The organism is Micromonospora cremea, from assembly GCF_900143515.1.
Lineage (GTDB): Bacteria > Actinomycetota > Actinomycetes > Mycobacteriales > Micromonosporaceae > Micromonospora > Micromonospora cremea.
Genome location: NZ_FSQT01000002.1, coordinates 1,963,219 through 1,986,460, shown reverse-complemented (window position 1 = coordinate 1,986,460; position 23,242 = coordinate 1,963,219). Strand labels below are relative to the sequence as shown.

Here is a 23,242-nt window from a genome sequence, read left to right as displayed (position 1 = left end):
CTCAATCGCGGGACGTCGATTGAGTTACCAGACGGTAACGTGCGAATCAGTGGATGTGAATGCGCTTCGGATCCTTGCGCGCGGGATGCAGAACCGCCCGGATCGGACGATCCGGGCGGCGCGCTCAGCGGCCGGGGGTCTGTCGGTGCGTCCGACGCCGTCCTCGCCCGGCGATCGGTGCGATCCGCCGGGTCAGCGGCCGGGCGGCAGCGCGTAACCGACGTAGCCGCGGAACTCCAGTCGCCAACCGGCCGGGACCAGCTTGGCGCACGCCGGCTGGCTGCCGGTGCAGACGATCGCATCCACCGAGGTGGGCTCGGCCGGTGGGCGTTCCGGTAGCACCGACTGCAACGCCACCAGGTCCGGCGAGCGTCCGTCCGGCTGCCGCAGCAGCAGCCACCACGGGTACTCCCAGTTGTCGTTCTGCTGCACCAGCCCGATCCGGCGCGCACCGCTGTCGCGGACCGCCGCCGCAGCCCAGCGGAACTCGTCGGCCCACTGTGGGCGACGCAGGAACCGGGTGTCCCAGTCCGAGGTGGTGAAGACCGATCCGCTGCCGACGAGCCGGCGTGGGAAGCCGTACGACAGCGCGAGCACCCCGGCCAGCGCCGAGGTGGCCAGCACGGTGACCGCCGCGACCGTGGCCACCGACCGCCGCCCCCGGCCGGTCATCCCGGCCCGGGCCGTGCGCTGCGAGCCGGCTGCCGGGTTGCAGTGGCGGCGGAGGAGTGCGTCCACCCAGAGCCCGGCCAGTGGTACGGCGAGCACCAGGGCGTAGAGCAGCAGCCGGTTGCCCCACGGTTGCCACTTGATCATCGAAGTGTGCAGCAGCACGGTGGCCAGCACCACCACCGCGTACCCGCGCAACGGCCCCGCCTGCCCCGGGTCGATCCGGCGCGGCCGGATCAGCGCGACCGCCACGCCGATCAGCGCCAGCGCCCCGGCGAGCGGGAACGCCACCCGGTCCTCGTCCGGATACCAGGCGGGCTCCGGAAAGACCTCCCGGCCGAAGGTGATCGCCCGGTCCTGCGGGTCGACCCCGATCGCGTCCGCCCCGCCGGTGATCACCTCGGCGCCCATGCGGCGCAGCGGCGCCAGCGGCGTGTCGAACGCGGTGTGCCCGATCCGCAGCGCGTTGACCAGGATCGACGGCGGATCGTGTCGCTCCATCGGGATCGACTCGCGCAGCCGGGGTGGCCCCAGCGGATGCCCGAACTCGGCGGTCACCCGGGCCAGGAACGGTCCGACCACGACCGCCGCGACCAGCAGGATCAGCACCGAACCGCCGACGGTGCGGGCCACGCCGCCGGCCGCCCGCGGCCGCCGCACCCCACCGACCGCCGTCGCGCCGGCCGGTGTCCGGTCGGCGGTCAGGGTCAGCCGGAGCTGGGCCAACCCCCAGAGCACCAGCAGCGGGCCGACCGCGATCAGGCCGCTGGTCTTGGTCACCGCGGTCAGGCCGGTGGCCGCGCCGAGCGCGAGCAGGGTGCCCCAGCCGGTACGGCGGCGCAGCCCGTCCAGCACTAGGGTGGCCGCGCAGGCCACCCACGCCGCGCAGACCAGGTCGGTCTGCGTGCTCGTCGCCTGAAGCACCACCATCGGCGTGCTGGCCAGTACGAACGCAGTGATCAACTGGGCCCGCCGGCCGCCGCCGAGCTGCGCGGTGATCCGCGCGGCCACCAGCAGGCAGCCCACCCCGGCCGCCCACTGCACCAGGTTGTGCAGTTGGTCCCCACCGGTGAGCAGGCGCAGGTGAAGCAGCAGATATTCGGCGCCGGGCGGGATGGTCACCTGCCGGTGGATGGCCGTGGCCCAGAAGCCAAGGTCGCCCTGGGCCACCCAGTGCTCGACCTTGGGTAGGTGGTACGTCTGCGAGTCGAAGTTGTTCGGCTCGGCCAGTATCGCGACCAGCAACTCCAGCAGGACCAACCCGCCGACCATGCCGGCGAGCAGCCGCTCGCCCCGACCCGCCGTACGCCAGGCGTCGACCGCTACGGCGAGCAGGCCGGCGGGTGTCCGACCGACCCGCCGGGGCGCGGGGTCACGCCCGGCTCGGTCGCCGTCGGCGAGTGGGGCGGGCGTCTCCGGGCCGGCGCCGGCGGGCAGGGTGGCGCCGACCGGGATCGGCCGGGGCGCCGCGGCGGGTGGCTGTGCGAGCCGGGTCGCCGGGCGCCGCCGCAGCCCTGCGGCCGTCGCGGCGGCGGTCAGGAAGAGCAGCCAGGCGGCGACGAACGCCGGCCGGGTGAGCGCGTGCAGCGCGCCGAGCAACTCGACGACGAGCACCGCGTACGCCCCGGTGAGCAGGGCGGCGCGCACCACCGCGAGCCGCAGCGGTGCCACCGCGTCGACCCCGCGAGGCCTCGTCGCGACGGTGAGCAGGAGCAACGCGGCGGCAGGAATCGCCGCGAGCAGGGAGCCGGCAGCCGACATGGCGGGAAGTAAACACCATCCGGCTGAAGTCGCCACGCCGACTGCCCGGCGGTGGTGGCCGGCGTTCGGCTGGCCAGAGAGGTTAGGCTATGGCGGACGTATTGTCGCCACCGTGGAGATTTCCGTGAAGCTCTCGATCCTCATGCCGGTTTACAACGAGGAAGAACGCATCGCGGATGCCCTCAAACAGGCATTGGCAGTGGACTATCCCTGCGAGATCGAGTTGGTCGTGGTCGACGACGGCAGCCGGGACGGCACCAGCGAGGTCCTCGGTCGCGCCGACGACGCCCGCCTGCGGGTCATCACTCACCAGCGCAACGCCGGCAAGGGCGCGGCCATCAAGACGGCGGTGGACAGCGCCGAGGGCGACTACATGGTCATCCTCGACGCCGACCTCGAGTACGACCCACAGGACATCCCCAAGCTGCTCGACCCGGTGCTCGACGGGCGGGCCACGGTGGTTTACGGCAATCGCACCTTCGGCAGCCACAGCGCCTACAGCTTCTGGTACGTGATGGGCAACAAGGGCGTCACGATGGCGGCGAACGTGCTGTTCAACTCGTACATCGGCGACCTGGAGACCTGCTTCAAGCTGATGCCGGTGGCGCTCTACCGATCGCTCGAGGTGCGCTCGCGCGGCTTCGGCATGGAGGCCGAGGTGACCGGCAAGCTGCTGCGCCGCCGGATCCGGCCGTACGAGGTGCCGATCAGCTACCGGGCGCGTGGCCGGGAAGAGGGCAAGAAGATCACCTGGAAGGACGGCGTCGAGGCGATCTGGATCCTCGGCCGGGAACGCGCCCGCCGCCGCCCCAGCACACCGGCTCGCTGACCGCTCAGCGGCCGGCAGCCAGCAGCGCCCCGGTCAGGAAAGCGTCGACCGAACGGCGCAGGCCGACGCTGTCCAGCTCGTGCCACCGGTTGTGGTCCTCCGGCGAACCGTAACGGCGCAGATCCTCCCTCCCCACCCCGAGGGCCAGCAGCCGATGTGGCCGGTCCACCAGTGCCGCCGACACCACCCGGCTGGACGTGCCGACCAGGTACGGCTCGACCAGGATCACCTCGGTTCCCGCCAGTGCCCGCAGCCCGACGGTGTCGAACGGTCGCGGCCGGTGGGTGTAGGCCACGGTGACCGGCAGGTCGGCGACCGCGGCCAGCGCCGCGTCCAGCACCGGTCCGACCGCCACCAGCAGCGGGGCCCCAGGCCCGGCATCACGCACCACGGTGAGCGAGCCGTCGCCGCCGTGTGGCCGGTCGTTCTGCAGTACCGAGAGCCGCAGGTACGCCGAGCCGTCGCCAGCCACCGCGTCCCGCAGCAGCGCGGGCACCTCGGCCGGGTGGCCGGGGACGTGCACCGTCCAGCCGTGCAGGGTGTCGATCAGTGACACGTCCGCCGGGGACAGGTGCGTCCGGCCGGCTGCCGCGCGGTCGTACGAGGCTCCGACGCCGACCAGTACCGCGGTCGCGTCCTGGTGGTCCAGGTCCAACTTGAGCTGCTCGTACGCCCGCTCGACCAGGAACGGCGCGTAGCTGTGCACGATCGGCCGCAGGCCGGTGAGGGCGAGCCCGCCGGCCACCCCGACCATCAGTTGCTCCCGGATGCCGACATTGAGCACCCGCTCCGGATGCCGCGCGGCGGCCGGGGCGAACGCGGCGGCGGAGATGTCGGCGAGCACCAGCGCGGTACGCGGATCCTCGGTCAGCAACTCCGTGGTGGTATCGGTGAAGACGTCCCGCATTGTCACTCCTCCGTCTCGACGACCGCGACGACGACGTGCGGCCGGTCCTTGTGCTGGCCGGTGAGGGCGGTGTGCAGCGCTTCGTGGTCGTGCCCGTCGACGGTGGTAGCGGTCCAGCCGTTCACCGTGAACCGGGACGCCACGCCGCCCGGCCAACCGTGGGTGGCCGAGTGGTTGTCGACGACCACGGCGGTCAGGCTGCCGAGACCGGTGGCACCGGCGTACGCGATCGCCTCGTGGTTCGATCCCTCGTCCAGTTCGGCGTCGCCGAGCAGCACGTACACCCGGGGAGTGAGCAGGCCCTGGGCTCGCAGCCCGAGCGCGGTGCCCACGCCCAGGCCGAGGCCGTGCCCGAGCGAGCCGGAGCCGATCTCCACCCCCGGCACCAGGGTCCGGTCCGGGTGGTCGCCGAGGCGGCTCGCCGGGCCGCCCTGGTCGTCGAGCCAGCCGGCGGGGAGGAAGCCCTTGGCGGCGAGCACCGCGTAGTAGCCGGCCACGGCGTGCCCCTTGGAGAGCAGGAACCGGTCCCGCTCGGGATCGTCGACGGTCTCCGGGGTGATTCGCAGGACGCGGTGGTAGAGCACCCAGAGCACGTCGATGGTCGAGTACACGTTGGCGCCGAACTCCCGGCCGGCGCGTAGCCGCTCCAGCGGGCCGGCCACCGGCCCCGGCACCGGCGGCAGGGCCGCGTTGGCAGTCGTCATCGTCATCTGGATAGCCTGTGAGTTGAAGGGCACTTCAACTCAAGGACCGGGTGATGCAGGACTCACTGACCATCGGCGAGCTGTCCGTCCGCTCGGGCGTGGCGCCGTCGGCGCTGCGCTACTACGAGCGCCTCGGTCTGATCCGCGCCGACCGTACCGGCGGCAACCAGCGCCGGTACGCCCGCGCCGAGCTGCGCCGGGTCGCCTTCATCCGGATCTCCCAGCAGGTCGGCGTCTCGCTCGACGAGATCCGCGCGGCGCTGGACTCGCTGCCCGAGGCGCGTACGCCCAGCCCGCAGGACTGGGCGCGGCTCTCCGCCAGCTGGCGGGGTCGGCTGGACGAGAAGATCCGGCTGCTCACCAAGCTCCGCGACGACCTGGACGGCTGTATCGGCTGCGGCTGCCTGTCCCTGCAGCGCTGCACGCTCTACAACCCCGGTGACGCCCTCGGCGGCGAGGGACCCGGCGCCCGCCTGATGCTGCCCCGCCCGGCGGCCGACGCGTCCGCCTGACGCGCACCCCGCCCCGCCCGGTTCCCGGCGTCACCCGACGGTGAGCAGCACCTTGCCAACGTGATCGTTCGACTCGACCAGCCGGTGCGCCTCGGCCGCCTCGGTCATCGGCAGCCGCCGGTCCACCACCGGCCGGATCCTGCCAGCCTCGATCAACGGCCACACCTCGTCCCGTACACCCCGGACGATCTCCGCCTTCTCGGTGAGCGGCCGGGCGCGCAGGCTCGTCGCCAGAACGCTGGCTCGCTTGGTCAGCAGAGCGCCGAGATCCAGTTCGGCCTTGCGTCCACCCTGTAGCCCGATCACCACCAGCCGGCCACCGGTGGCCAACGCGGCGACGTTGCGGCCCAGGTAGGCCGCACCCATGATGTCGAGGATGACGTCGACGCCGTGGCCGTCGGTGGCTCGCCGGGCCTCCTCGACGAAGTCCTGCTCCCGGTAGTCGATCGTGTGCGCCGCGCCCAGTTCGCGCAGCCTGGAATGCTTGGTCGCGCGAGCGGTCGCCAGGATCGTGGCGCCCAGGGCCGCCCCGAACTGGATCGCGAAGGTGCCGATCCCGCTGCCGCCGCCGTGCACCAGCAGCGTGTCGCCCGAGTTCAGGCGGCCCACCGGGACCAGGTTCGACCAGACGGTGCAGGCCACCTCGGGCAGCGCCGCAGCGTCGACCAGGTCGACGCCGGCCGGCACCGGCAGCAACTGCCCGGCGGGGACCGCGACCCGCTCGGCGTACCCGCCGCCGGCCAGAAGGGCGCAGACCTGCTGGCCGATCGCCCACCCGGTCACCTCCGGACCGATCGCGCTGATCACCCCGGAGCACTCCAGCCCCAGGTATTCAGGTGCGCCGGGCGGCGGAGGGTAGTGCCCCTGCCGTTGCAGCAGGTCCGCGCGGTTGACCCCGGCGGCCCGCACATCCACGATCACCTCGCCCGGGCCGGGCTCGGGATCGGGGACCTCAGCCCAGATCAGCGCGTCGGGTCCACCGGGCTGCGGAATGGTGATGGCTCGCATGGGCTCAGTCTTACCCGATGACACTGCGGGCCGCAGGCGCACCCGATCCCGTCCCGATTACCACTGTGGACGGCCAGACGTTGGTTCCGGCGCTGCGCCGCCCCGTCGGGGAGGGACGCCGGGCCGCGCGCCCGGTGCCATGGCAGACTAGGCACGGCCGCGCACCCCCGGGTGGCGGCCCGGGAGGGTTCGCCTAGTGGCCGATGGCGCTGGTCTTGAAAACCGGTAAGGCAGCGATGTCTTCGTGGGTTCGAATCCCACACCCTCCGCCCCTCGGAACAGCTTAAATGCCCCCTGACCAGCGCAAACGCCGGCCAGGGGACGGGTCTGTGGATGGCGAGCGGTCCCGCTCGGGGCGATCCAGCATGATTGTGGCCGTGCGCTACTTGATCTCTCACCCCGACGCATTGGCCGAGCTTGGCGATCTGGACGTCGCGCTGTACGACGGCAGTCGACCCGTGCCCGAAAATCTGGACGACGTCGAGTTCTATGCGGTTCCGTACGGGATCATCGATCCGCGCTTCTGCGAGCCGATCGCCCGGATGCCCCGGCTCAAGGTGGTCCAGACCGTGACCGCCGGTTACGACCATGTCCTGCCGTACCTGCGGCCCGGCCTGACTCTGGCCAACGGCCGGGGCGTGCACGACGCGGCCACCGCCGAGCTGGCCGTGGCGCTCACCCTTGCCGCCCGGCGCCGGCTGCCGGAGTTCGTCCGGGCCGGGGGCGAGGGCCGCTGGGTCTCGGGTTGGTCGACCGGGCTGGCTGACGCCCGGGTGCTGATCGTCGGGTACGGCTCGATCGGCGCCGCGATCGAGCGCCGGCTCGCTGGGTTCGAGGTGGAGATCAGCAGGGTGGCTCGGAGCCCCCGCCCCGGCGTACGGCCAGTTTCCGATCTTCCGGAGATGGTGCCGCAAGCGGATGTCGTCATCCTGGCCACGCCGCTGACCCCGGAGACCGAGGGCCTGGTGAACAAGGATTTCCTCGCCAGCATGGCCGACGGCGCCCTGCTGGTGAACGTGTCACGGGGGCGGGTGGTGGACACCGATGCGCTGCTCGCCGAGCTCAGCACGGGCCGGCTGCACGCCGCCCTGGACGTCACCGAACCCGAGCCGCTGCCCGCCGACCACCCGCTGTGGTCCGCACCGAACGTCCTGATCAGCCCGCACGTCGGTGGCCTGACCGCCGCGTTGGCGCCCCGGGCCCGCCGGCTGCTGGTCGACCAGGTCCGGCGGTACGCGGCGGGCGAGCCGCTCGCGAACGTCGTTATCGGGCCGTGAGTTCCGGGTCCGACCGGGCACCGGGCCCTCGCCCGCGTCCGGCCACCGCCTCGTAGCTGACAAGAACGACGAGGAACGTGGTGAGCAGGCCGAGAGCGGTCAGACCGGGCAGATACCGTCCGGCGGGAAGTAACAGCAGTGCCACGCCGGGGGCGAGGAATTGCCACGGCCGCACGGACCGGACGCTGAAACTCAGGAACGTCGCCCTGCCCGCGAGGTAGAGGGCCGTCCCGCCGAACAGGGCGACGGCCGGGATCCAGTTCAAGGCGTCGGTTCCGTGGGACTCGTCATGTGCCAGGCCGGCGAGCACCTGCTCCACCCCCAACGCCAGGTAGATGATGCCGGCGATCAGCGGGAAGTGGGCAACGGTGTAGGCGTTGGCGGCCACCTGATCCCGTCGCAGGCCGAAATTCATGGTCAGCGCCTGCCGTGCGGCCGCCGCGCTCCGGGCGTAGAGCCAGTACAGGCAGACCGTGGCCGCGAGCGTGAGGAGCGCGGCCACCAGGACCGGTCCACGGATCATCATTTCCGCCCCGACCCCGGTGCCCACCGAGATCAGGGACTCGCCGAGCGCGATGATCACCACGAGGCTGTGCCGCTCCGTGAAGTGGCCCGGGCTGCGCACGGGCCATCCGCTCAGCACGGAGGCGACCACCCCGCCGCCCATGTCGACCACGAGCGCTGCCGTCCAGAGCAGGATCTGCGCGGTGCCGCCGAACACGGCACCAAGGACCAGTGGGACCCAGGACAGTGGGGTGGTGAGGGCGTACACGCGAATGGTCCTGAGCAGCCGTGGACTGCCCACCGCTGCCCAGTGGTAGAGGACCAGATGGATCACTCGCACCACGATGTAGGCCATTACTAGGATCAGCCGGGGTCCCAACGCTCCCGGTCCGGATTCCCACACGTCGGGGATGACGAGAGCGGCGAGGAAGACGGCTGCCATCCCGACGGTGACGCCGGCACGGATCAGCCCGACATCGATTCGGGCCTGGTTTCCCAACCAGGAATACACCAGCCAGGAGTTCCACAACAGCAGGAGAACGATGAAACCCTGCACCAGGGTCACCGGCGCGGGCCGTGCGATCATGAACTCGGTGACCCGGATGAAGCCGAAGACGAACACCAGATCGAAGAAGATCTCGAAAAGCGTCGTTCGGTGCGTCTCTGCGGTCACCACCGGCCGCGACCGGAAGATCCGCCCCATCACCTCATCTTCATCGCTCGCCACGCCGCGCTCGCGGCATTCAGGCAACCCGAGCGGCGCGGCGGAGTCCGGTGGCTGACTTTTCGTCGCGGAGAGACGCGCCAGCAGTTGGTCCCGTACCCCTCGCCGCCGTCACTCCGGTGGGTCCGTGGCCCGCCGGCTCTCCCGGATCGTCTCGTCGGCCAGCCGCTCGATCGCGCGCCGGCGCTCCTCGGCGATGGCCCGCTCGTCCCGGCGGCGCAGCGCGGTGAAGACGGCTGCTACGAAGTCCCGCCAGATCCCGGCCACGAGGTCCCCCTGTGGAGCGTTGGCCCGGACTCAACGGTAGCGCCGTTGACCCGGCACTACCGCTTTCCGGTCGTCGGAGAGGCCGTGAAGGGGTAAGAAGGGGCAGGAATCTCCGCGAAAACCGGAAGGACGCGTCCCGATGACCCTGGAACGACCGATCGCCCCGGACCCGTACGAGCTGCTGCCGACGGTGCCCTCGTTCACGCTGACCAGTGACGACGTGCAGAACGGCGAGCCGATGGATGCCCGGCACGCGCATGGCAGCACGGGGGGTGACAGCGTCTCCCCGCAGCTGACCTGGTCGGACTTCCCCGCCGAGACGAAGAGCTTCACCGTGACCTGCTACGACCCCGACGCGCCGACCGGCAGCGGCTTCTGGCACTGGGTGCTGGTGAACGTGCCGCTCGCCGTCACCCAGCTGCCCAGCGGCGCGGGTGGCGCGGCGGGCGCGGATCTCGGTGGAGCGTTCTCGGTCCGCAACGACTACGGCGAGCAGGGCTACGGCGGCGCCGCTCCGCCCCCCGGTGACCGCCCGCACCGGTACGTCTTCGCGGTGCACGCCCTGGACGTCGACCGTCTCGACCTGACCCCCGACGCCAGCCCCGCCTACGTCGGCTTCAACCTCACGTTCCACACCCTCGCCCGAGCGGTGATCCGCCCGACGTACCAAATCAAGGACTAACCGCTCCCCCGCCCCACCCCGCAGACCCGCGCGATCTTGCACTTCCTGCCCCGAAATACCCGGCATGAGGGGCATGTCGACGAGCGAAAGTGCAAGATCGCGGGGTGGGGTGGGGTGGGGTGGGCGTGGGTGGGGCGGGTTGGGGGTCTGCGGTTAGGCGGGGACGCGGGCGACGGCGAAGACGGACTGGCCGAACGGGGGGCGGATGCGCTGTTCGGCGGCCTTGGTGGCGGGGAGGACGATCGTGTCGTACACCTTCACCATCGGGCCCTCCTTCGGCATCAGCCGGAAGACCTTGGTGGCCATGAAGTAGCCGAGCAGGCCCAGCGCGTTGGCGTAGTGGATCTTCTCCACGGTCAGGCCGGCCTCGGTCATCGCCGCTCCGAGCGTCCTCTTCGTGTAGCGGCGGACGTGCCCGGTGGCGATGTCGGCCGGGCTCATGGCGAACTGGAACGCCGGCACGATGATGATCACGGCGCCGCCGGGTCGGACCAGGTCGCGCATGCTGCGCAGCGCGCCCACGTGGTCCTCGATGTGCTCCAGCACGTTGTACGAGACCGCGGCGCTGTAGTCGCCGCGATCGTTGTGCGGCAGCAGCATCTGCCGGACGTCGATGCTCGGCTGGTCGGCGAGGCGCTCCTTGAGCTGCACCAGCCGGTCCGGATCGGCCTCGGTGGCGGTGAACCGGGGGAGCCGCCGCGACCATTCCAGCGCGTAGTCACCGAGACCGCTGCCGATCTCGATCGGGTCGTCACCGAGGTACGGAACCGCCAGTTCGACGAACCAGCGACGGTGGTTGACAGCGGTCGCCAGGCCTTCCAGCACCTCGGACTGGACGCGCTGATCGCCAGTGATTTCTGCCATGCGTCGATTCCTCACGATATGAACTCGACCCGTGCCTGGACCGACAGAGTGAATCATCCGCTCGGATGGCAGAAGAATCGGGGCAGTGGGGTGGCCGAATTGCGGTCGGGGGTGGGCACGTGATCGGCGGTCGGCGAACCCGGCACATAGTACGGCAGTACCCCGAAACATGTCACGGCAGTGCCATACGCTGACTACCCTATGAATTGTCATGACTACTCCTGAATCGGACGCGCCCGGAGACGGCCCGCCCGCCGGGTCGCCGGTGGAGGGAGCCGGCGATCGCTCCCGCGCACTACGCAACGGCAGGTGGGTCGACCTGGCCGCCGTACTGAGCTTCGTGGTGCTCGGCTTCTGGGTCACCGGGCGGCTCTGGCTGGAGCCGGGCAGCGGCGTACGGGACAACCGCTCCGATCAGTCGCAGTTCGAATGGATGATGGCGCACGGTGCGCGGGTCGTCACGCATTTCGCATATCCGTTCCATTCCGACCGGATGAACGTGCCGGACGGCGTCAATCTGATGGCGAATACGTCCGTATTATCCATTTCGCTGCCAATGACACCGGTCACCGTGCTCCTCGGGCCGCGCGCGGCATTCCTGCTCTTTCTCACCGCCGGAATGATTGCCACCGCCACTGCCTGGTACTTCGTGCTTTCCCGGGTCCTGATCGGCGCCCGCGGGCCGGCGTGGCTGGGCGCGGGCTTCTGCGCGTTCGCGCCGGCCATGGTGTCGCACGCCAATGCGCACCCGAACATCGTGTCGCAGTTCGTCGTCCCACTGATCATCTGGCGCACGCTGCGCCTGGGCGAGCCGGGCCGCTGGCTGCGCAACGGCGTGCTTCTCGCGTTGGTGATCGTCTGGCAGGCCTTCCTCAACCTGGAGATCCTGCTGATGACCGCGATCGGGCTGGGCGTGATCGTCGGTGCGCTCGCCCTCGGCCGCCGGGACCTGCGGTCGCGGGCGCGGCCCTTCCTCGCCGGTCTGGCCGTCGCCGCCGGGGTGGCGGGGCTGCTGCTGGCGTACCCGCTCTACGTCCAGTTCTTCGGGCCGGGGGCGTACTCCGGGCTGTCCCGACTGATCCGCGGCTATTCCAGCGACCTCGCCTCGTTCGTCGCGTACTCCCGGGAATCGCTCGCCGGCAGCCCGCGCACGGCGACGAACCTGGCCAAGAACCCGACCGAGGAGAACAGCTTCTTCGGCTGGCCGCTGCTGGTGCTGGTGATCGCCCTGGTCTGGTGGCTGCGCCGCTCGGTCGTCGTGCTCGGGCTGGCCGCCCTCGGGCTGCTGTTCGCGGTGCTCTCACTGGGCCGGGTGATCCGGTTCGCCGGCCGGGACACCGGCGTGCCGGGGCCCTGGGCGCTGCTGGAAAACCTGCCGATCCTGCACTCGGTGGTGCCGACCCGGTGGGCGTTGGCGATCACCCCGATCATCGGGCTGCTGCTCGCCTACGGCGCCGAGCGGGCGCGCGAGCTGGCCCGTTCGCTGCCGGCCGCCGGCCGGCAGATCCGCTTCGTCACGGCCACCGTGCTCACGATGGCCCTGCTGCCGATCCTGCCCACCCCGCTGCCCGTGACCCGCCTCGACCCGGTTCCCGCCTTCGTCACCGGTGGGGTCTGGCGGCCGTACGTGGCCGGCGGGCGCAGTGTGGTGACCCTGCCCCTGCCGGACACCAACTACGCCGAGCCGCTGCGCTGGTCCGCGGCGACCCGACTGGACATGCCGTTGGCCCGCGGCTACTTCCTCGGCCCCGACACCCGCCGGAACGCCGAGAAGCCGCGGATCGCGCTGTTCACCGCACCACCCCGCCCCACCAGCAACTTCTTCGGCACCATCCATCGCACCGGAGCGGTGCCGCCGATCACCCCGCAGAGCCGGGTGAAGGCAGTCGACGACCTGCGCTACTGGCAGGCCGGCGTGGTCATCCTCGGGCCGCACGAGCACGAGGCGGCACTACGCCGGGGGATGACCGAGCTGACCGGGATCCAGCCGATCTTCACCGGCGGAGTGTGGGTGTGGGACGTGCGGCCGTTGACCGACTGAGCGACGTTCAGGCCTGGCGGACGCAGCAGCCCTGGCAGACCTTCGGGCTGGGCAGGGTGAAGGCGAGGCAGCAGGTGCGCCGCTGCACGCTCGGCTCACCGGTCGGCCCCGGCACCAGCTCGACCAGGTCCGCCAGGTCGAGTGCGCCGAGCAGGGTGTCGATCGTCTGCACCGTCGAGCCGGGCAGCCCGTCCGCGGCCCGCAGGATGCCGTGCGAGATGCCGGAGGCGACCGAGCCGAGCAGCGTCCGCGTGCCGACCCGAACCTCCGTCTGGATCGCCGCGATGAGCGGGGCCAGGTGGGCGTCCAGGAGCGAGGCGCGCAGCGCGGCCAGCAGCTCCGCTTCGCCGGCGACGACCCGCACCGCCGGGTGGCCGGCCAGTGCCAGCGGGTCACCCGGCAGCACCGCCACGGTGGTGCTGCGGCGCAGACCCAGGGTGAGCAGCGGCCGGTGGTCCTCGAAGTGGATCAGCACGTCGGACGGCTCGAGCAGCGGCACCCGCCGGGCCGAGGCCCAGCCGAGCACGACCGGCAGCGCCGTCCAGTAGCTGTACGACTTCCAGGCCAGCGCGGCGCAGGCGTGCGGGGTGCCGCCCCAGCGCAGTGTGGCGGCGCGGAGCAGATCCGGCAGCCGGCTGCCGTCGATCAGGGTGGTCGCGGGCGCCCAGCCGAACTCGTCGTCGACCAGCAGGCCCGGCGCGAGCCCGGGTAGATCGTCGGTGCCGAACATGGCACGCAGAGCTGCGGTGACGGGGGCGAGCGGCGTGGCGGTCACGTCCCGCCTCGGCATCACCGCTGTCACCGTGTCATCCCCCGTCCGCGTGACCGAGGAGCACCTCGGCGGACGACCCTGCGTCCTGAGCTAAGGCTAGCCTAACCACACGGGCAGGTCTAAGGGAAGCCTCACCTGAGTCGTATCGGGAGGTCAGGATCACTCTCCTCCCAGCGGGAGCAGCGCTCCGCGCCCCGGCGTACTACCCGGCCACGGCCCGGAAAAACACCGGCGCAGCATCGACGGCGGTCGGTGGATTGTCAAGCGACGTGTCGGCAAGGTGGCAGATGCGTGTGCGTTCGGGCACGGAACGTGAAACTGATACTCCCGGCCACGAGGAAGCCGATGACGACCGCACCCCTCGAACGGGCTGCCGACTCCTTCGCGGCCGAGCTCGCCCGGCAACGGACCGGGCGGGGGCTGTCCAAGAAGCAACTGGCCGTCCTGATGGGCTTCGACCCGTCCTACGTCAGCCACGTCGAGGGGCGCCGGCACCGCCCGACCGAGGACTTCGCCCGCCGCGCCGAGGCCGTCCTGGAGGCCAGTGGCGCGATCTGGCAGCGCTTCCGGGAGTACGACGAGCTACGGCACGCCCGCGCCGGTCAACAGCACCGCGAGCCGCACCTGCCCGGCCAGTGGCTGCCACCCGGCACCGGCCTCGTCGTGGAGCGGGAGCTGGCCACCCTCACCCACACCGACAACGCCTACCGGTGTGTCATCCACCGCGAGCTCTACAACGCCGGCACCGAGCCGATCAACCGCTACCTGGTCCGGGTCGCCGTCGACCGCTACCCGAACGATCCCGGTCGTTCCAACCGGCACCACCGGGAGCACCCGCTCACCTTCGCCGAGCTGCAACTACAGGCCCGCCGGGACGACGGCGGCGGTGACCCGGAGCCGATGCACTGGCGGGCCAAGCACGACCGGGACGCGTTCAAGGAGATCTGGCTGCTCTTCGAGAACGGTGAGCGACGCTTCCCGCTCTACCCCGGCGACCGGGCCACCATCGAGTACGCGTACTCCGTCGGGCAGGAGAAGTGGGGTCCCTGGTTCCAACGAGCCGTGCGGCTGCCCACCCGACAGCTCGCCGTCCGCCTGGACCTGCCGGCGGCGCTCGACCCGCAGGTCTGGGGCGTGGAGACCTCGCTCTCGGCGGAGGAGGGCCCGCTGCGAACGGCGCCGCAGCGCCGCGACGAGGACGGCCGGGCGATCTTCGACTGGCAGACCGACGACCCACCGCTGAACGCCCGCTACCGGATGCAGTGGCGTTTCCGGGCCCGCCCCGACACCGACCCGGACGTCGGCCCCGGCGGGGCCCGGGTCCGGCCCAGCGACCGGATGCGTGGCCTCGGCATCGTCCAGCGCGGCGCCGACCTGCTCCGCCAGCTCGGCCGCCCGTTCGACCTACCCGCCGAGGAGCAGGTGGCCCGAGAGGTGGTCGACCGGCTCAGCACGGCCCTGGCCCGGCTCGACGAGCTGCATCCGTTCAGCAAGGGGGTCGGTATCGCCGCCCCGCAGCTCGGCATCGGCCGGGCGGCGGCCGTGGTGCGGCCACCCGACCGGTCGGCGGAGCCGGTCGTGCTGCTCAACCCGCGGGTGGTCGACGCCGACCCGGACACCGACGAGCAGTACGAGGGCTGCCTCTCCTTCTTCGACCACCGTGGCCTCGTGCCCCGACCGCTGCGGCTGGACGTGGAGCACGCCCAGTGGGACGGCAGCCGGATCATCACCTCGTTCGAGTTCGGCATGGCCCGGCTGGTCGCGCACGAGATCGACCACCTGGAGGGCCGGCTCTACCTGGACCGGATGGCGCCCGGCGTGCCGCTGGTGCCGGTGGAGGAGTACCGGGAGACCGGGCACCCCTGGCGTTACTGACACAGGGCGGGGCCGGGGCGCGTGCCCCAGGGGGCAGGGGCACGCGCCCCGGTGTGGGGGGAGGAACGCCTAGAGCTCACCGAAGGTGTCGTAGCGGATGTGCGGCGGCGGCACCTCGTCCGCGGCCAGCACTCGCAGCGTGGACCGGACCATCCGGGCCGACCCGGAGACGTAGCAGTCGTGCGTGGTCCACGGGCCGTACCGGGCCACCACGTCCGGGATGTCGCCCAGCTCGCCGTCGAAGTCCGGGTCCTCGCTGCACGCGGCGGTGACCGACAGCCACGGGTGTACGGCGACCAACTTCTGCAACCCGGCCAGGCCGTACAGATCCGCCGCCTGCCGGGCGCCGTAGAAGACGTGCACCCAGCGGGTCCGGTTGTAGCCGGCCAACTCCTCCACCAGCGCCTTGATCGGCGCCAGCCCCACGCCGCCGGCCACGCAGAGGATGTCCCGCTGCGAGGACCGGTCCAGGGTCATCGACCCCATCGGCGCCGCCAGCCGGAGCAGGTCACCTGGCCGCACCCGGCGGACCAGCGCACCGGACACCCAGCCGGCCCCGGGCGACCGCACGTGGAACTCCAGCACGTTGTCGTCGTTGGGGGCGTTCGCCACCGAGTACGTCCGCCACACCCGAGGGTGGTGGCGCGGCACCTCCAGGCTGACGTACTGGCCGGCCCGCCAGGGCAGCGGACGCTGCAACGCCCGGCAGGTCAGCACGGCGGTGTCCGGGCCGTACCGCTCGTGGGTCAGCACCTCGGCGTGCCAGAACGGCGGGTTGTCGTCGGCCGTCGCCCCGGCGATCATCTTCGCCGAGATGGCCGCGTACGAGTCTCGCCACGCCTGGTCGTACTCCAGGTTCCAGCCGTCGCCGGCGGTGCTGCGCAGCGCGTCCAGCAGCGCGACGCCCATCGTCGCGTAGTGCTGCTCGTCGACGTGGTACTTGCGGTGGTCGCGGCCCAGTGCCCGGAGGAACTCGTCGAAACTCTCCGGGTCGTCCACGGTGTGGATCGCCGTGATGATCGCTTCCAGCAGGCGGTCGCCCTGGCCGGTCATCTGCACCGGGAAGAGCTGCCGCAGGGCGGGGTCGAGCAGGAAGAGCCGGGCGTAGAAGTGGCTGCTCAGCCGGTCCCGGTCCTCCTCGACGAGGGTCCAGCTCTCTTTCAGCAACCGCGCGACGTTGTCCACGGGGGCGCTCCTTCTCCAGACGACAGCGGATCGGGCGCCCATAGAATCTCCACGGAGCGTGCTCACCGGTCGCACAGAATGTGCGATCGGTTCATGCCGGCCGGTCGGCCGTGCCACCGGCGTCGTCGGTCGGGCAGAGTGGTGCGGTGACCGTTGAGCTGACCCGCCCGGTGTCCCGCCGGCTGCTGGGGACCGAGACGCTGCTGGTCCTCGGCCTCTCCCTCGGCCAGTCCGCGGTCTACGCGGTGGTCTCGATCATCGCGAAGTTGACCGCCGAGGGTCCGCTCTCCAAGCAGACCGCCTCGCTGAACACCTCCGCGTCAGCGAGACCCTGGCTGGACCTGACGTACCAACTGCTCGGCATCGTCTTCGCGCTGCTGCCGGTGCTGCTCGCCGTACACCTGCTCACCCGTGATCCCGGTGACCCGGCGCGGACCCTCGGCCTGGACGTCCGGCGACCTGGCCAGGACCTGGCGCGCGGCGCCGGCCTGGCCGCGTTGATCGGCCTGCCCGGGCTGGCCCTGTTCTGGGTGGCGGCGCAGCTCGGCCTCAACGCCACGCTGGTGCCGGCCTCGCTGCCGCCGGTCTGGTGGGCGGTCCCGGTGCTGATCCTCGCCGCCGTGCAGAACGCCGTGCTGGAGGAGGTGATCGTGGTCGGCTACCTGGTCACCCGGCTGCGTCAGCTCCAGTGGCGGCTCGGCGCGATCATCTTGGCCAGCGCGCTGCTGCGCGGCTCGTACCACCTGTACCAGGGCTTCGGCGCGTTCGTCGGCAACGCGGTGATGGGCGTCGTGTTCAGCTACTTCTACCTGCGGACCCGGCGGGTGATGCCGCTGATCATCGCGCACACCCTGCTGGACGTGGTCGCCTTCGTCGGCTACGCGATGCTGCCCCGGGACTGGTTCAGCTGGCTCTGACCGGTCGACCCGTCGCCACGTCCGCCGGCGACGGCCGGTAGGCGGCCACGGCCCGCGCCGCGAGCCGATCGGCCGCCGCCGAGTCGCCCAGCGCCGCGGCGAGCACCGCCGCGCCCGGCAGCAGTCGGGACGCCAGCCGCAGCGCCAGCCACCCACCGGCCTGCGCCGTGAGCGGTGCGGCCAGCCGCCACGCGGCCTCCGCCGCCCGCGGCCACGTCCCCTCGACCGGGTCGTCCGCCGTCCCGACGGCCGCCAACGCGGCACGCGCGCTCTCCGGATCCGGGTGCACCTGGGTGAGGACCAGCAGCTCGACAGCCCGGTCGGGGTGCGCGGGATCCCGGCCGTACGCCGCCGCCAGGTGCAGCACCAGGTTCGAATGGGTCCAGAGCACCGAGGCCAGCTCGGCCAGCGGCGCGAAGAGCCCAGCCAGTGCGGCGGCCGCGCCGCCCGCGCCCGCCGAGCGGACGAACCGCCGGGTGGCCAGCCGGGCCAGGCCGTCCGCCGGGGCGTCCGGGTACCGGGCCCGCAGCCGCTCGGCCCAGTCGGCCGCGCCGGGGCCGAGCGCCCGCACCGCGGCGAGAGCCAGCACCTCCGGCGCGAAGCCCGGATGGTCGCGCAGTTGCGCGGTGACCGCCCGCAGCTCCGATTCCGGGGTACGCACCGGAGCCGACGCAGAGTGGTGCTCGGCGTCCCCGACTGATACTGCTTCCTGCGCCTTCGGGGTCGGGTGGTCGGCCACGACCGCGGGCACAGGCTGCTCGGCCGGGGTCTGCTCCGCTGGTTGTTGCGGCGCGGAATCGGCCTGCTTCGGGGCCGCGCTCTTCCGCGCACCCGCCGCTCGCTTGCTCGGGGTCGCGGTGCGTCTGGTTGGGGCCGCGGCGGTCGAGCGCGCGGTGCGTGTGGCGGGCGCGGCGGCCGGAGTGGCCGGGGTCACGTCAGCTCCTGGCGATGTCGTGGGGGTCACCTCCCCGGCCGAGGTGCCGGCTGCCTTCCGGGGGGCGGCCTTGCGGGCCGGGGTGGCGCGGCTGGCCCGGGCCTTCGGCGTCCGAGGCGGCGGACCGGCCGGTTGCTGCGGGCCGCCCTCGGGTGCTCGCTCATCCGCCTGAACCGCAGCGCTGCCCGGCTCGGTCGGCGCGGCACTGGCTGGCTGGTCGACCTTGCCGGAACTGACCGGTGGGCTCGGCTGGTCTCCGCCCGCCGCCGGGCCGGGCTCGCTGACGCCCGCCGTGCCGCCGCCCGCGGCGGTGGGCGCGGCGAGCGGTTGGCGGGGCAGGGGGCGGTCCGGCTCCGGTGGCTGGAAGAGCACCGCCGGTGCGGGCCTGGCTCGTCGAGGGCGCTGAGCGCCGGGGGTGGCCGGTGCTGCTGGCGGGTCGGACGCCGGTGCCGCCTTCTCCACGGACTGCTCGACGGCCGTCGGCGCAGTGAAGGTCGGCCGTGGGGGGCGCCGGCGTGCGCGATCAGCAGGCTCTCGGCGGATCGGCTCGGCGGGCGGCTGCTCCTGCATATCGATGGAGCGTAGTCCCGATCACGCCGGCGCACAGCGTGGAAACACGGGGGCGACGGCCTCGGTGGGCGTACCTCGGAAGTCGCTTTGCTCCCGGTGGGTGGCGACCTGTATCCTCGGGCGCGGTGGTCTACGGGCCACCAGGGAGACTTCGCCTAGTCTGGTCTATGGCGCCGCACTGCTAATGCGGTTGGGGTCTTAAAGCCCCTCCCGGGTTCGAATCCCGGAGTCTCCGCGCGAAAGCCGGGTGTGTACACTGGCTGAGCACCTGCGCCCGTAGCTCAATGGATAGAGCATCTGACTACGGATCAGAAGGTTAGGGGTTCGAGTCCCTTCGGGCGCACAGAGCTGAAGAGCCCGGTTGACCAGCCACAACGGCAGTCAACCGGGCTCTTTCATGTACCAGCAAAGATCGTTATGTAGCAGAGCATGTAGCTTATCGCTGCTACATGCCGCCCAGCTTCCGCAGAACCGTGTCCATCCGGTCGGCGGTCCCCCGACGCGCCTCCTCGAAGACGTGCACGTAGATATCGGCCGTGGTCGAGTGCCGGGTATGCCTCAGCATCGCCTGAACCTCCTTGGTGTCGGCACCCGCCTCGCGCGCCAGCGACGCCGCGAGGTGCCGCAGATCGTGCAACCGGAACCCCTCGACACCGGCGCGGGCGCAGAGGGCCGACCACGCCCGGTTCACGTTCCTCGGTTCGAGCGCCGTCCCGATCGACGTGGTGAACACCAGGTCCGGGTCGGCCCACACCTTCGCAGTCAGCCGGTCGGCGACCTGGTGGCGGCGGTGCTGTCGGAGCAAGTCGACCAGCGTCGGCGGCAGACTCAAGGTCGCCCGTGACTCGGCGGTCTTGAGATCCTTCTCGACCAGACGACCGCGTCGCTTGCCCGTCTCCGGATCTTTCTCGCCGCGCACCCGCCGGATCTGCGTGCGCAGTGACGTCGTCCCGGCGTCGAGATCCGTCAATGACCAGCGCATCGCCAGCGCCTCGCCGCGACGCGGGCCGAACGCCAGCATGGTGAGCCACAACACGCGCAGCGGGTCCGCCACCATCTCGGCGTACACCTTCGTCAACGCGTCCTTGGTCGGCGGCTCGGCGGGCTTGCTCTGCCCCTTGGGCAGCTTCACGTACTTGGCAACGTTCTCCCCAAGCCGACGGTCCGCCACCGCATCGTTCAACGCCCGGCGCAGCGTGGCCTGCGCCATGCCGACCGTCCGTGGCGAGAACGGCCTGCCGCGCTTGCTGGTCGTCTTCAGTCGCTGCCGCTGCCACGCCCGGATGTCGTCGGTCGACAGCTCGTTGATCTTCACCTTGGCGATGTCGGTCTCCAGGATGTGCCCCTCGACCATCTGCCGGTAGCTGTCCGCCGTGGTCTCGTCCAGGTGCCCGGCCTCGACGTCTCCGGCGATGCGCGCGTCGAGCCACTGAGTGAGGTACGCGGCCAGCGTGGGCGTACGCCCGAGCGGCACCGGCCGACCCTGCTCGATTTCGTCGAGCAGCTTCCGACGCTTCTGCATCGCCTCGCGCTCGGTGGCTCCGTAGACGACCTTCCGGCGACCGGACGGCAGGGTGACCGAAGCGCACCACTTCCCGTCCGACTGGCGCTGGTAGACCGATCCTTCGCCCTTTGGTAGTCGGCTGGTGGTCATCCGGCGCGTCCCTTCCGGGCCGGGGGCAGGAGGCCGCGCTGGCGTGCCTCGCGGATCCAGCGGTGAACGGTAGTCACCGGCACGTCGGCTTCCTCGGCGAGCACTGTGGCGGGTGCTCTCGTCGCACTGGCAGCCTCGGCGTACGCCTCGGCGACCCGCCGGGAGAACCCCTCCGGGTCCGTGCCATCCGGCCTCGACAGGGTCTCCCGGCGGTGACCCGTCGCGCCGCCGGAGGGTTGCGAGCCGACCAGCTCCTTCGTGCGCGAGAGGTGCACATCCAGCACGTCATCGATGGCCCCGAACTCGTTGTCGAGCAACACCGGCTGCTGAAGCAGCGACGGTCGAACCGAGGGTGGGATGTCCGCCAGCAGGAATTCCTCGGTGGCCTTCATCGTCGCCATCGCTTCGATCCGTGCCATCGGGATCTTGCGCAACATCTGCGAGTCCAGCTCGCCATCGATGATCAGCCGGGTGCACTCGTACCGGTCGCCGCGCCGTTCCAGCTTGGCGAGCACGCGCGGGGGGGCGTCGCCGGGCAGTCGCAGCTCAGCCCAGTAGTGCGGGCCGCCCGAGGTGAGGAAGAGCATGTCGAACATGCGGGCCACGATAAGGTCCGCCAGCCTCAGCGCACAAGTCAACGGCAGCCAACCGCGCAGGGCAGCACACTTGCGCGGTCGCCGAATCGTCGTATATAAGTGTGACCGACGTAACCGCGTGAGTGAGCCGACTTACGCACTAGGAAGGGGCTGAACACCTATGGACGTCGGGATTCCGCTGCTGTACACCACCGCCGGGGCCGCGAAGCGGCTGAACTGCGGGAAGACGACCCTCTACCACCTGATCATGACGGGACAACTGGAGAGCATCACGATCGGCCGCGCTCGCCGCATCCCCGCCGTCGCCCTGGAGGCGTACGTCGAACGCCTTCGACACGCCGCGACCGCCGACGACGCCGCTTGATCCGCCGGCAATCCCCCGGTGAAGAACAGCCGCGCGACCGCACCTCTGCATCCGCTGCACCTGGCGAGCCATGACTCGGGGGGTGCGATGGCCACCACGACCACGATGAAGGTCAACGCTCCGTTGGCCTGGCACCTCCAGACCGAATGGGAGGTCGAGGCGAGCTACGCCCAGGGCTACGCCGACGGGCACGCCGCCGCCGAACGGGCCATCGCCGAAGAGATCATCCGCGCGGTTGGCGTGAAGCCGTACGACCGGCGCGACGTGATCCGCTGGCTCGTCCGCACGATCGACCGGCCGCGCGAAGCCGTACAGCTCGCGGGCCAACGGTACCGACCCGACCTCGGTGTGGTCGAGCGGCAAATGTTCGGCGAGCTGGGGCGGGTGGCGTGAGCGGCTTCAAGCTGGATGAGGCGGTGCGCCTGGTCGAGTCCGGGTTCTCGCACTCAGGCGCGGCGGACGTAGTCGGGCTGCCCGTCGGGGCGGTTACCGCCGCAGTCCGCACCGCCAAGGCGCCCGTCCAGCCCAAGGGCGAGGCGTTCCCCGTTCCCGACACTGAGGGTGGGGAACAGGGGAACGCCCTCTACCTCGACGTTGCCGCGCTGCTCGACGGTGGCCTTCCTGACCCGCCGGCACCCGTCGTGCTGCGCCGGGAGGACGGCAACGCCATCTTCTACGCCCGGCAGGTCAACCTCATCTTCGGTGACCCGGAGAGCGGAAAGACCTTCGTGGCTCAGGCCGCTGCCGCTGAGGCGCTGACCGCCGGCCGTCGGGTGCTGTTCGTCGACATCGACCACAACGGGCCGCAGGCCACGATCTCCCGGTTCCTCGACATGGAGGTGCCGGAGGAGACGCTGCGCGACCCGGCGCTGTTCCGGTACGTCGAGCCGGCGGACAAGGCGCACCTGATGGCGGTGGTGAAGGACGCGAAGGGCTGGCATCCGGCGGTCGCGGTGGCCGACTCGGTGGGCGAGCTGCTGCCACTCCTGGGGCTCAACAGCAACAGCCCGGACGACTTCACCCTCGCGCACACCGCCGTGCTCAAGCCGCTCGCGCTGGCCGGCGCCGCCGTGCTCGCCATCGACCACCTTCCGAAGAACACGGAGAGCCGGGCCAGCGGGCCGACCGGCACCGCCGCCAAGCGCCGCGCCGTCGGCGGCGTCTCGATCCGGGTGACCATCAACGAGCAGTTCACGCCCGGCCGGGGCGGGTCGGCGTTCCTCAGCGTCAACAAGGACCGGCATGGCGGACTGCGCCGGCACTGCCCAGCGGAAGGCAAAGAGCCGAGCGCCGGCCTGTTCAAGCTGGACAGCAGCGACGACCGGATCCGATGGAAGGTCACCGCGCCGAAACTGGGCGAAGCCGCCGCGGCGGTCGGCGTCAGCGCCGCCGACCTGGCCGAGCTGGACAAGCTCGACCCGCCGCCGAAGAGCGTCAGCGACGTGAAGGAGCGGCTCAGGTGGGGGACCACCCGAGCGATGGACACCTTGAAGGAATGGCGTTCCCGCCGTTCCCGAGACGTTCCCGAGGAATGAGGAACAGGCGGCCAGGATCCCCGTTCCTCGTTCCTCCCCCTAAGGTGTGGGGAACGGGGAACATCCGGTCCTCGCCCAGGGCCGCTCGGGC

At 71.4% G+C, this 23,242-nt stretch carries 22 protein-coding genes and 3 tRNA genes; 13 read left to right on the top strand and 12 right to left on the bottom strand.

Annotated elements, in window-relative coordinates; genetic code table 11:
• Positions 1-192: 192 nt before the first annotated feature.
• The gene (locus BUS84_RS22615) at positions 193-2,430 is read right to left on the bottom strand and encodes a phospholipid carrier-dependent glycosyltransferase (protein WP_244298688.1); all 2,238 of its coding nucleotides are present in this window, start codon (positions 2,428-2,430) and stop codon (positions 193-195) included.
• Between the two features lie 124 nt (positions 2,431-2,554).
• Here BUS84_RS22615 and BUS84_RS22610 point away from each other — a divergent pair, with 124 nt between their 5' ends.
• Positions 2,555-3,259 carry a glycosyltransferase family 2 protein gene (locus tag BUS84_RS22610; RefSeq protein ID WP_074319017.1) on the top strand — a complete coding sequence of 235 codons (705 nt, stop codon included), beginning with the start codon at positions 2,555-2,557 and terminating at the stop codon, positions 3,257-3,259.
• Positions 3,260-3,263: 4 nt separating this feature from the next.
• On the opposite strand, the gene BUS84_RS22605 is transcribed toward BUS84_RS22610, so the two are convergent.
• Together BUS84_RS22605 and BUS84_RS22600 are read right to left on the bottom strand one after the other, a co-directional pair.
• The gene (locus BUS84_RS22605; protein WP_074315364.1) at positions 3,264-4,166 is read right to left on the bottom strand and encodes a transketolase family protein; all 903 of its coding nucleotides are present in this window, start codon (positions 4,164-4,166) and stop codon (positions 3,264-3,266) included.
• A 2-nt stretch (positions 4,167-4,168) separates the two neighbouring features.
• Positions 4,169-4,876, bottom strand: coding sequence for a transketolase (locus BUS84_RS22600; protein ID WP_074315363.1), 708 nt, complete (start codon positions 4,874-4,876; stop codon positions 4,169-4,171).
• A 47-nt stretch (positions 4,877-4,923) separates the two neighbouring features.
• On the opposite strand from BUS84_RS22600, the gene soxR reads away from it, so the two are divergent.
• The gene (gene soxR, locus BUS84_RS22595) at positions 4,924-5,382 is read left to right on the top strand and encodes a redox-sensitive transcriptional activator SoxR (RefSeq protein ID WP_074315362.1); all 459 of its coding nucleotides are present in this window, start codon (positions 4,924-4,926) and stop codon (positions 5,380-5,382) included.
• Between the two features lie 30 nt (positions 5,383-5,412).
• On the opposite strand, the gene BUS84_RS22590 is transcribed toward soxR, so the two are convergent.
• Entirely contained in the window at positions 5,413-6,390 is a 978-nt protein-coding gene (locus BUS84_RS22590) for an NAD(P)H-quinone oxidoreductase (RefSeq protein WP_074315361.1), read from the bottom strand.
• 182 nt (positions 6,391-6,572) lie between these two features.
• Here BUS84_RS22590 and BUS84_RS22585 point away from each other — a divergent pair.
• Positions 6,573-6,659, top strand: a tRNA-Ser gene (locus BUS84_RS22585).
• A gap of 108 nt (positions 6,660-6,767) precedes the next feature.
• Entirely contained in the window at positions 6,768-7,667 is a 900-nt protein-coding gene (locus BUS84_RS22580) for a 2-hydroxyacid dehydrogenase (protein WP_244298687.1), read from the top strand.
• On the opposite strand, the gene BUS84_RS22575 is transcribed toward BUS84_RS22580, so the two are convergent.
• Together BUS84_RS22575 and BUS84_RS38330 are read right to left on the bottom strand one after the other, a co-directional pair.
• Positions 7,654-8,898 (bottom strand): low temperature requirement protein A, encoded by a 1,245-nt coding sequence (locus BUS84_RS22575; RefSeq protein WP_143728488.1) that lies wholly within the window; start codon positions 8,896-8,898, stop codon positions 7,654-7,656. The two genes, BUS84_RS22580 and BUS84_RS22575, sit on opposite strands and share 14 nt — an antisense overlap.
• A 108-nt stretch (positions 8,899-9,006) precedes the next feature.
• The gene (locus BUS84_RS38330) at positions 9,007-9,162 is read right to left on the bottom strand and encodes a hypothetical protein (protein ID WP_158609835.1); all 156 of its coding nucleotides are present in this window, start codon (positions 9,160-9,162) and stop codon (positions 9,007-9,009) included.
• A gap of 139 nt (positions 9,163-9,301) precedes the next feature.
• Here BUS84_RS38330 and BUS84_RS22570 point away from each other — a divergent pair, with 139 nt between their 5' ends.
• Positions 9,302-9,844 (top strand): YbhB/YbcL family Raf kinase inhibitor-like protein, encoded by a 543-nt coding sequence (locus BUS84_RS22570; protein WP_074315358.1) that lies wholly within the window; start codon positions 9,302-9,304, stop codon positions 9,842-9,844.
• Positions 9,845-9,997: 153 nt separating this feature from the next.
• Here BUS84_RS22570 and BUS84_RS22565 read toward each other — a convergent pair whose 3' ends face one another.
• Positions 9,998-10,708: a class I SAM-dependent methyltransferase gene (locus tag BUS84_RS22565; protein ID WP_074315357.1), complete on the bottom strand. Its 711-nt coding sequence runs from the start codon at positions 10,706-10,708 to the stop codon at positions 9,998-10,000.
• A gap of 211 nt (positions 10,709-10,919) precedes the next feature.
• Between BUS84_RS22565 and BUS84_RS22560 the strand changes: the two genes are divergently transcribed.
• On the top strand, positions 10,920-12,749 hold the full coding sequence (locus tag BUS84_RS22560) for a DUF6311 domain-containing protein (RefSeq protein ID WP_074315356.1): 1,830 nt from the start codon (positions 10,920-10,922) through the stop codon (positions 12,747-12,749).
• 7 nt (positions 12,750-12,756) lie between these two features.
• Here the strand turns inward: BUS84_RS22560 and BUS84_RS22555 are convergent, their stop codons facing one another.
• On the bottom strand, positions 12,757-13,539 hold the full coding sequence (locus tag BUS84_RS22555; RefSeq protein WP_074315354.1) for an IucA/IucC family C-terminal-domain containing protein: 783 nt from the start codon (positions 13,537-13,539) through the stop codon (positions 12,757-12,759).
• Between the two features lie 327 nt (positions 13,540-13,866).
• On the opposite strand from BUS84_RS22555, the gene BUS84_RS22550 reads away from it, so the two are divergent.
• Complete coding sequence (locus tag BUS84_RS22550; RefSeq protein ID WP_074315352.1) at positions 13,867-15,396, top strand: peptide deformylase; 1,530 nt, start codon at positions 13,867-13,869, stop codon at positions 15,394-15,396.
• Positions 15,397-15,465: 69 nt separating this feature from the next.
• Here BUS84_RS22550 and BUS84_RS22545 read toward each other — a convergent pair whose 3' ends face one another.
• Positions 15,466-16,581: a globin domain-containing protein gene (locus BUS84_RS22545; protein WP_074315350.1), complete on the bottom strand. Its 1,116-nt coding sequence runs from the start codon at positions 16,579-16,581 to the stop codon at positions 15,466-15,468.
• A gap of 146 nt (positions 16,582-16,727) precedes the next feature.
• Here BUS84_RS22545 and BUS84_RS22540 point away from each other — a divergent pair, with 146 nt between their 5' ends.
• Positions 16,728-17,498 carry a CPBP family intramembrane glutamic endopeptidase gene (locus BUS84_RS22540; protein ID WP_074319016.1) on the top strand — a complete coding sequence of 257 codons (771 nt, stop codon included), beginning with the start codon at positions 16,728-16,730 and terminating at the stop codon, positions 17,496-17,498.
• Here the strand turns inward: BUS84_RS22540 and BUS84_RS22535 are convergent.
• Entirely contained in the window at positions 17,485-19,002 is a 1,518-nt protein-coding gene (locus tag BUS84_RS22535) for a hypothetical protein (protein WP_244298685.1), read from the bottom strand. The two genes, BUS84_RS22540 and BUS84_RS22535, sit on opposite strands and share 14 nt — an antisense overlap.
• A gap of 144 nt (positions 19,003-19,146) precedes the next feature.
• Here BUS84_RS22535 and BUS84_RS22530 point away from each other — a divergent pair.
• Together BUS84_RS22530 and BUS84_RS22525 are read left to right on the top strand one after the other, a co-directional pair.
• Positions 19,147-19,237, top strand: a tRNA-Ser gene (locus BUS84_RS22530).
• A 35-nt stretch (positions 19,238-19,272) separates the two neighbouring features.
• Positions 19,273-19,345, top strand: a tRNA-Arg gene (locus BUS84_RS22525).
• Positions 19,346-19,447: 102 nt separating this feature from the next.
• Here the strand turns inward: BUS84_RS22525 and BUS84_RS22520 are convergent.
• Both BUS84_RS22520 and BUS84_RS22515 read right to left on the bottom strand, forming a co-directional pair.
• Complete coding sequence (locus BUS84_RS22520; RefSeq protein ID WP_074315349.1) at positions 19,448-20,656, bottom strand: tyrosine-type recombinase/integrase; 1,209 nt, start codon at positions 20,654-20,656, stop codon at positions 19,448-19,450.
• The gene (locus BUS84_RS22515; protein WP_143728487.1) at positions 20,653-21,252 is read right to left on the bottom strand and encodes a hypothetical protein; all 600 of its coding nucleotides are present in this window, start codon (positions 21,250-21,252) and stop codon (positions 20,653-20,655) included. The genes BUS84_RS22520 and BUS84_RS22515 overlap by 4 nt, the downstream gene beginning before the upstream one ends.
• A 160-nt stretch (positions 21,253-21,412) precedes the next feature.
• Here BUS84_RS22515 and BUS84_RS22510 point away from each other — a divergent pair, with 160 nt between their 5' ends.
• The 3 genes from BUS84_RS22510 to BUS84_RS22500 all read left to right on the top strand — a co-directional run bounded on the left by BUS84_RS22510 (position 21,413) and on the right by BUS84_RS22500 (position 23,151).
• Positions 21,413-21,616, top strand: a complete 204-nt coding sequence (locus tag BUS84_RS22510) for a helix-turn-helix domain-containing protein (RefSeq protein ID WP_074315346.1) — start codon at positions 21,413-21,415, stop codon at positions 21,614-21,616.
• Positions 21,617-21,703: 87 nt separating this feature from the next.
• Complete coding sequence (locus tag BUS84_RS22505) at positions 21,704-22,009, top strand: hypothetical protein (protein ID WP_143728486.1); 306 nt, start codon at positions 21,704-21,706, stop codon at positions 22,007-22,009.
• The gene (locus tag BUS84_RS22500; protein ID WP_208869720.1) at positions 22,006-23,151 is read left to right on the top strand and encodes a hypothetical protein; all 1,146 of its coding nucleotides are present in this window, start codon (positions 22,006-22,008) and stop codon (positions 23,149-23,151) included. Before BUS84_RS22505 ends, BUS84_RS22500 begins: the two co-directional genes overlap by 4 nt.
• Positions 23,152-23,242 lie beyond the last annotated feature (91 nt).

Bases quoted from the DNA above. Each gene is read 5' to 3' on its own strand.
- BUS84_RS22615 (WP_244298688.1), bottom strand. From the start codon at position 2,430: ATGTCGGCTGCCGGCTCCCTGCTCGCGGCGATTCCTGCCGCCGCGTTG.
- BUS84_RS22605 (WP_074315364.1), bottom strand. From the start codon at position 4,166: ATGCGGGACGTCTTCACCGATACCACCACGGAGTTGCTGACCGAGGAT.
- BUS84_RS22600 (WP_074315363.1), bottom strand. From the start codon at position 4,876: ATGACGATGACGACTGCCAACGCGGCCCTGCCGCCGGTGCCGGGGCCG.
- soxR (WP_074315362.1), top strand. From the start codon at position 4,924: ATGCAGGACTCACTGACCATCGGCGAGCTGTCCGTCCGCTCGGGCGTG.
- BUS84_RS22590 (WP_074315361.1), bottom strand. From the start codon at position 6,390: ATGCGAGCCATCACCATTCCGCAGCCCGGTGGACCCGACGCGCTGATC.
- BUS84_RS22570 (WP_074315358.1), top strand. From the start codon at position 9,302: ATGACCCTGGAACGACCGATCGCCCCGGACCCGTACGAGCTGCTGCCG.
- BUS84_RS22565 (WP_074315357.1), bottom strand. From the start codon at position 10,708: ATGGCAGAAATCACTGGCGATCAGCGCGTCCAGTCCGAGGTGCTGGAA.
- BUS84_RS22560 (WP_074315356.1), top strand. From the start codon at position 10,920: ATGACTACTCCTGAATCGGACGCGCCCGGAGACGGCCCGCCCGCCGGG.
- BUS84_RS22555 (WP_074315354.1), bottom strand. From the start codon at position 13,539: ATGCCGAGGCGGGACGTGACCGCCACGCCGCTCGCCCCCGTCACCGCA.
- BUS84_RS22550 (WP_074315352.1), top strand. From the start codon at position 13,867: ATGACGACCGCACCCCTCGAACGGGCTGCCGACTCCTTCGCGGCCGAG.
- BUS84_RS22535 (WP_244298685.1), bottom strand. From the start codon at position 19,002: ATGCAGGAGCAGCCGCCCGCCGAGCCGATCCGCCGAGAGCCTGCTGAT.
- BUS84_RS22520 (WP_074315349.1), bottom strand. From the start codon at position 20,656: ATGACCACCAGCCGACTACCAAAGGGCGAAGGATCGGTCTACCAGCGC.
- BUS84_RS22515 (WP_143728487.1), bottom strand. From the start codon at position 21,252: ATGTTCGACATGCTCTTCCTCACCTCGGGCGGCCCGCACTACTGGGCT.
- BUS84_RS22510 (WP_074315346.1), top strand. From the start codon at position 21,413: ATGGACGTCGGGATTCCGCTGCTGTACACCACCGCCGGGGCCGCGAAG.
- BUS84_RS22505 (WP_143728486.1), top strand. From the start codon at position 21,704: ATGGCCACCACGACCACGATGAAGGTCAACGCTCCGTTGGCCTGGCAC.